General features: G+C 22.4%; 3 protein-coding genes. 2 read left to right on the top strand and 1 reads right to left on the bottom strand.

Features of this window, described 5'->3' with window-relative positions; genetic code table 4:
* Window positions 1–213 precede the first annotated feature (213 nt).
* Window positions 214–4,629: an ankyrin repeat domain-containing protein gene (locus EHV01_RS02460; protein WP_422066057.1), complete on the top strand. Its 4,416-nt coding sequence runs from the start codon at window positions 214–216 to the stop codon at window positions 4,627–4,629.
* 3 nt (window positions 4,630–4,632) lie between these two features.
* Window positions 4,633–5,091: a lipoprotein gene (locus tag EHV01_RS02455; RefSeq protein WP_422066056.1), complete on the top strand. Its 459-nt coding sequence runs from the start codon at window positions 4,633–4,635 to the stop codon at window positions 5,089–5,091.
* Between the two features lie 25 nt (window positions 5,092–5,116).
* On the opposite strand, the gene EHV01_RS02450 is transcribed toward EHV01_RS02455, so the two are convergent.
* A partial coding sequence (locus EHV01_RS02450; RefSeq protein ID WP_422066055.1) for a spiroplasma phage ORF1-like family protein occupies window positions 5,117–6,153 on the bottom strand: 1,037 nt, incomplete at its 5' end.

Below are 6,153 nucleotides of genomic sequence, written 5' to 3'. Positions count from 1 at the left end.
TTTTAAAATTAACAATTTTTTTATCAATTATTATTTAATATAATTTATATTTTTATAAAACCTTAACTTTTGTAAAAATATCACTTTTATTATGTTACCGTTTTTTTTCTTATTACTAATGTTAAAAAGTGCTTGTATATATATATATATATATATATATAATGTCAATAGGTTTTGATAAAAATTTTTCAAATAAGAAAGGAAATAAATAATATGAAAAAACTTTTGGTATTATTAGGAACAATTATAATAACCGGAAATGTAATACCTTCAATAATTGCAGCAGCACCTAATAAAAAACATAATATTAAAAAAAGACAAAATAACGAAAATACCTCAACTACCCCAAAAATGCAAGATGACCAACAATTTCCCGATATTATTGAAAAAGAAATTATTTTGGATGAAAATTATTCTAATAATATTCAAAAAATATTACAAGAACTTATTGATAAAAATTATATTGATCCATTAAGAAGTATCAATATGGGTGGACTTATAAGTAAAGAGCTTGATAATAAAACAATTATTTATAAATTAGAAGAACTAGAACCCAAAATGGCTAATTGATTTAAAAATCAACAAAATAACAAAGATAAAATATTAATATTGACATTAAAAAATAGTAATAATGAAAGTGTTAAATTAGTAATTAATTTAAATAACCTTTACTTATTAGGATTTATTAATAATCAGAATAAATATTTTTATTTTGATGATGAACTTTTAAAAAGAATAGAACAAATTAATCAAGAAGAAATCACAAAGCTTAATAATTTAAAGGATAAATTAAATAATTTAAAAGAAAATAAACTTTTATTTAATGAAAAAAAAGTACAAGAATATTTACAACAAAAAAACGAACTTATTCCCCTTAAAGCAAAAGAAAAAGATAATAAAAAATTAAATTATAATAATGAATTAAATTCTTTGAATAAAAAAATTAGTAATTTACAGGGTGAAAATTTAAAAGATGATGAAGAAAAAATTAAAACTATAAATAATACAGTAATTAAGAAATATATTTATCAAAAGATTAATTTAAATTATACGGGAGCATATTCAGAAGATGGATTAAATGTTGTAATAAAACAAAATAGAAAACCAGAAGGAAAAGATATTTTTATTTCTCAAGATACTTTAAATAATGCAATTGCAAATTTATCAAAATATGATAATAATAAACAAGAAAATCAAACAATAAAAGATGATTTAGTACGAATGATTTTTATTACAAGTGAAGCCATAAGATTTCAATGCGATGAAAAAACTTTAGAAATTTTTGCAAATATTAAAAATATTGATGAATTACAAAAAATAATAGCTGGGAGTCAAAATATATTAAAAAATATTCAGGAAAAAGTATTTGATAAAAAAGAAAACATAAATTGAAAAGATTATACATCACAATTAAGGGGTGATTGAAAAAAATATTCAGAACAGTTAAATAAATTTAGAATAGAAATTTGAGAAAACTTAATTAAAACAAAAAAAATAATTGATTTTATTAATAAAAATAAAGTTGATATTAACAATATATTAAAAACAAAAAATAATATTAATAAAAAAATACAAGAATTATTTAATAAAAAAGAAAATAAAAATTTTATAGAAATAAAAAATGAATGTTTAAAATATATATTAAAAATAACAAAATCTAAGGAAATGTTTAAATTTATAATTTCTTACTTTGAAAAAGAATGAAAATTAAAAACTGATTTCAAAACTGATGATGAATTTTTTTTATTAAATTATAATAATGATAATGATATTTTATATATTTTTATTATTAAAAATAATTTAGATCTTGCTAAATTATTAATTAATTTAAATCCAAATAAAAAAATGATAAATAGTATTGATATAAATCATACAACACCCTTATTTTTGGCAATAAATAATGGTAATATAAACTTTGTTAAATTTTTATTAAAAAATGGTGCTGATGTAAATTTTCAAGGAAAAATTGGTAGTATGTTAATAATCAATGCAATAAATATTAATAATTTAGAAATAGTTGATATTATATTTAATTATGGTGCTGATGTTAATCTTCAAGATCCATTAGCAAACAACACTTATTTGCATATCGCAGCTCGAAATGGTCAGCTAGAACTTGTAAAATTATTGTTATCAAGAGGTGCTAATCCTAATATGCAAGAAAAAAAAGGAATTACTCCTTTATACTTTGCAGCACAAAGTGATAAAACAGAAGTTGTTCAAGAATTATTAACAAATAAAAATAGTAAAAACAAAATTGATATCAACCTTTCAAATGATTTGGGTGATACTCCACTACATATAGCATCATTTAATGGTAATTATAAAATTGTTGAACTATTGTTAAAAAATCATAAAATTGATGTTAATAAAAAAGATGATTGTGGCGATAGCGCTTTAATTGTAGCGGCGCGAAATGGTAAAATAAATGTTGTAAAAAAATTGTTAAAACATTCTGATATTGATGTCAATCTTTCAAATGAAAGGGGTCTAACCGCTTTGCATTATGCATGCGAAAATGGTCACTTGATAATAGTAAAATTATTGTTGTCCAATAATGCTAATCTTAATTATCAAGATGATGAGGGAAATGATCCTTTAGATTTAGCAGAAGAAAATAATCATAAAGAAATAGTAAATCTTTTGAAAAAACACAAAAAATTAAATGAAAATATAAAAAAAATTAATAAAATATTACAAAAAAATCAAGATGAACAACAAGAAAATATAAAAATTTTAGAAGAAACTAAAAAAGAATTAAAACAATTATTAAAAATTGAATTGGCAGATGTTATTACTGAAACTGGTTTTTTAAACTCATATCCTAAGACCGATAGCAACGTTAATACAAATGCTGAAGAAAGTCAATCACAAGGTAGCGGTAGTAAAAGAACGAGTGTTAGTGAACAAACTCGAACTAGTGGCACACAAAGCCAAAATACTAAAACAAAAAATCAAAATATTATGTATGATGTTCCTGGAGATGATAGTTGTTTATTTTGGTCTGTGGCAACATCTTATTTATTACCCTTAAGAAATAATAATGAAGAATTTAAAAATCGATTTATTCAATTATTTGGTGAAGAAAATTTAAAATATTTACAACTTATTCAAAAATTATTAAAGCAATATAATTTAGAAAATCATAGTAATAATCAATTATGATATAATGACGAAATAGCAATTAGATTAGTTACAAATGTTTTTCGTAATAGAGTTGTTGATTATATCGAAACAAATTTAGATAATCCTACCCAAAGCAATATTAATAATAATCAGGCAGAAAGTTTCAGAAGGGCAATTGAGATTAGTCAAAATGGATTTGATGTTGGTGAATATTTAAAAGGAATGAGAAATATTAATACATGAGGTGGAGAAATTGAAATTTTAGCGATGGGTAATATTTTAAATGTTAATATTAATGAAAATAATATAAGAATATTTACTGAAAATAATGAACAGAATACAAATACTATACAAATATTTCATGTTAATAATAGAACTCACTATAATTTTTCTTTGTTAGAAAATATTGAAGTAAGTAATACAAATTCACAAGAAACAACTACGACTGTGAAAAATCAACAAAAATTAACAGAAGAAGACCAACCAAAAGCAAATATAACAATTTCAAATAAATCTACTAAAAATAATAATAACAATGTACCTGTACCTTCAGCAAATAAACCAATAAACATAAATATTGCAAATTCACAAGAAACAAAACTTAAAAAAGCAGTAAATAAATATAATTCTCTTTCAAAAGAAGAAAAACAAAAAAAATTAAATGAAATTAATCAACATTATCAATCATTACCCGAAAATGAACAAAAAGCATTTAAAGATAAATTAATAGATGTTGGTTCGGGGCTTACTTCTAGCGGAATTTCTGGTGCTGGAATTTTAGGGATTTCAAAAATGACCGGAATATCACCAATAAAAGGCTTATCAACCACTGCTAATTATATCAAAAATATTTTATCAACCACTCCCACTGTTGTTTCATCAGAAACAGGGGAAGCAGTAGAAATGACCCCACTTTTATCAGAAAGTAGTGTAGCAGAAGGTGGTTTAACAGCGGCTGAAACTTTATCAGTTACAGAAGGATCCGTAGTTGTGGCCACTGAAGGGACAGCAGTTATTGGAACAGAAGCTGGTACTGCGGCAGCATTAGCTCCCGAAACTTTAGGTTTATCATTAGTAATTGGGGGATTAGTAATTGCAGGAACTGCTATTCTTTGATGAATTAATTCTGATCATACAATAGTTAAACATGAATCACACAATCAATATAATGAAATTGAAAAATACTACAAATTTTTAACTCACGATCAATTAAAGTTAGACATTACTATTAATAAATGAGATAAAATTAAACAAATTTATCAAGAAAATTCAAATAATTATCAAGAATTTAAAAATCAAATCAAATCAGAAATTACTAATTTCCATAAAGAAGATCATAGTGGTTGAGGAGGATCAATTACTGATAATGATATTAATACTTTAATCAATATTATTTACAATCATTTTCAAGAAATAAATAATCATTTTTTATCTAATCCTAATCACGGATGAAAAATTGTTACAAATACAATTAGCAGTTATTTCATAATTGAGGAGGAATAAAATATGAAAAAAATATTAAGCCTTTTAGGAACAATCACCTTAATAGGAACAAGTACAACAACATTAATTAGTTGTGAAAAACCAAATAACAATGAAAACGGGGGAGTTAATAAACCAGAACCTATACCAGAACCACAACAACCACCCAAAGATAGTAATTGAAAATTAGATAATAATCCTAATTTTATTAATTATAAAGTTGATAATAAATGATATATTGCAATTTTTAGAAATAATACAAAAGATTGATATATTATTAATTTTTTAAATAATAGTGAAAATGATAAAATCTTAGGTAAATTTTCATTTGATGGTGTTAGTCAAAATCTTTATTTATCTGACCTTAGAAATTATTTTAAAAATGGTGATGTAAAAACAGTTTATTATTGAAATAATACTAATAAACCACAAAAACCAACAATTAATTCTAATACTGGTGAAATTACAGATTGAAAAGGTTAAAAAGGAACTATTATTAAGTTCCTTTTTAAATTAATCGCACAAATTTCATAAAAATAATTAATAAAAATATATTTGCTATTGTACTATATAATGCTGGACTAAATTTTCATACTTCAAACGTTTGATTAAAAAAACTATATATTGTTTGAAATATTTTACCAACTCCGCTTGCTAATTCATTAACTTGTTTTACACCAGGAATATTATTTACAATTCAAATTGCAGCATTACGAATATGACATGTTAAATTATATCAACTACAACTTTCATATTGTGCTTGTCATCATTGACTATCGGGAAATAATCCACCATTATTTATTTCTTGTCAGTTATAAATACCAAAATTAAAATCATAATAACGATACATATCATTTTCTTTTTGTGCTTGTAATTCAAAAACATTATAACCGATTTTTTGTTCTTCAATTTTTTTATATTTTAAACCATATTTATCTTTTAAAGCACCTTCAAAAACATACCCTTCATTTTGATTAATATTATAATCATTTAAAACTGAAAAATCATAGTTAAATACATCTCCATAATTTGTGTTATAAAACCGATTTTTATAAGCAGAATACATTTTAAAATCTAATGATTTATATTTATCAGAAAAATAAAAATACCGTGGATAAATTTTAAAACCATTATTAGCTAATAAACCATATTTTTTATTATATCCTTGTGTATAAGTATTATTTTCTAAATCAAAAATTGTTCGTAAATAATCTTTATAAAAATTTTGTGAAACTGTAAACATACTATTTAATAATTTTTCAAATTGATTTTTATTAATATTATTTTCATCAATTAAAACATCTTTAAAATTAACTAATTTTAAACCAAAAAAGTTAATTAAAACAATATCATATTGTAAATTATCAATATAACCACTTTCAATAAAATTACTACGATTTTGAAACACCGGCACCAAAGCATACGCAAAAAATGCTTTTAAAAACTTATTAATATCAATTTGACCTTTCATCTGTTCATAATATTTAATATTTCCATTTTCTAAATATGAATTAGTATTTCCATCAAAATTAAAGATGTTATCTT

The organism is Spiroplasma sp. hy2, assembly GCF_044714365.1.
In the GTDB taxonomy this organism is placed as follows: domain Bacteria; phylum Bacillota_I; class Bacilli_A; order Mycoplasmatales; family Mycoplasmataceae; genus Spiroplasma; species Spiroplasma phoeniceum.
The sequence above is the reverse complement of the archived record's forward strand: the minus strand, read 5'-3'. Positions and strand labels throughout refer to the sequence as shown.